We start from the raw sequence: 1,658 nt of genomic DNA on the forward strand, positions 1-1,658 counted from the left end.
AAATGAGATGAATTACATTCCCAATATGGCAGGACGAACGTTGAAACGCCAAAAAACGAATATTATTGGGATTTATTTAACCGACTTCGGAGGTTCTTTTTATAGTTCCTTGTTAGAGGGGATTAATAAAAATCTCGTGAAGCATGGATATGATATGATTGTTTGCTCGGGGGCTAAATCTCATTTATTTTTACCAGAGAAATTAGTCGATGGAGCAATCGTCCTTGATGTGACTTTTTTGGATAAAGAAATTGAACAGTACGCAGAGCGAGGACATCAAATTGTCGTTTTGGATCGTGAGCTGGAGCATGAAAATGTTTGCCATGTTTTGTTGGATAACAAAGCAGGAGCAACACTAGCTCTCGATTATTTGTCGCGACAGTTTTTTAAAAAACTATATTTGGTGACTGGGCCTGAAAAGACCTACGATAGCGATGTGCGCTTGGCAACTGCTAAAGAAGAACTAAACCGATTTGGTGAAGTAGATTATGAAGTTATTTTTGGGAATTTTACTAAATCAGCTGGAATTGAAGCAGCTAAAAAGATTGTCAGTGAATGGCAGGAACCAGTAGGTGTTTTTTGTTTTAATGATGAGATGGCGATTGGAATGTATGATTATTTAGAACAGTCCGATTTACAAATAGGAAAAGACATTTGTATTATTGGTTTTGATAATTCTGAAGTTAGTAAATACCTCACCCCAAGATTAGCTACGATTGACTACTCTATGTATAAATGGGGAGCAGTAGCTGCAAACAAAATTGTCAGTCTCTTAAATAAAGAGGTAGTGAAAGATGAAATTATTTATACCTCTTTAATTCCAGGAGCCTCTGTTGAACCTTGAATTTAATAGATCAAAAGGAGATAAAAATGCTAGAAGAGCTGCAAGAACAAATGGAAAGTTATGCACCTGAATTAACTAAATCAACAGATTTTGATTCATTTTGGGAGCAAACCAAACAAGAACTGAAAGCTGTCCCTTTAGCTATTCACTGTGATTCATTTGAATATCCAAGTAACGAAATAGAAGTATATCGTATCAAGTGTCAAAGTTTATTCAATGAGGCTTTAAGCGGGTGGTATATTTTACCTAAGCAACGTAAAGAAACAATTCCGTGTGTAATTGAATACCCAGGCTTTATGTCTCCTGTTGGACAGCCAATGAATTATTTAAAATGGGTAACGATGGGCTATGCCGTATTGGTTTTAGATGTAAGAGGGCAAGGTGGGCAGACGAGCGATACACATCCTTATCCTAGTCCTTATCTGCCCCATTTATTGACACATGGTCTATTAGATCAAACAGTTTACTATCAGCGCCGTTTATTTGCTGATGCATTGAGAGCGGTAGACGTAGCAGAAGCTTTACCTGACATTGATAATCAATATATTGTTTTATCTGGAATGAGCCAGGGTGGTGCTTTAGCAATGGTAGCTGCCGCTTTAGCGGGTGAACGTATTTTTATGACTTTTGCAGATGTACCCAGCAGTTCGGATATTTTTCAACGGATTAAAGAAGAAAAAGGCAGCTTTTCAGGAATTGCAGATTATTTAAGGCTCTATCCGGATGATTTAGAACAAGTGATGAAAGTGCAAACGTACTTTGATACGATGAATATGGCTGAGTGGATTAAGTGTCCTGTTGTGGCTTCTGTAGC

2 protein-coding genes are annotated in these 1,658 nt (G+C 37.5%); both read left to right on the top strand.

Annotated elements, in window-relative coordinates; translation table 11 throughout:
* Positions 1-844, top strand: an 844-nt coding sequence (locus RT405_RS06530; protein WP_313468556.1) for a LacI family DNA-binding transcriptional regulator, incomplete at its 5' end; no start/stop codon positions are given.
* Positions 841-1,658, top strand: an 818-nt coding sequence (locus tag RT405_RS06535) for an acetylxylan esterase (RefSeq protein WP_313468558.1), incomplete at its 3' end; no start/stop codon positions are given. The genes RT405_RS06530 and RT405_RS06535, both read left to right, overlap by 4 nt.

Source organism: Carnobacterium sp. (assembly GCF_032094055.1).
Classification (GTDB): domain Bacteria; phylum Bacillota; class Bacilli; order Lactobacillales; family Carnobacteriaceae; genus Carnobacterium_A.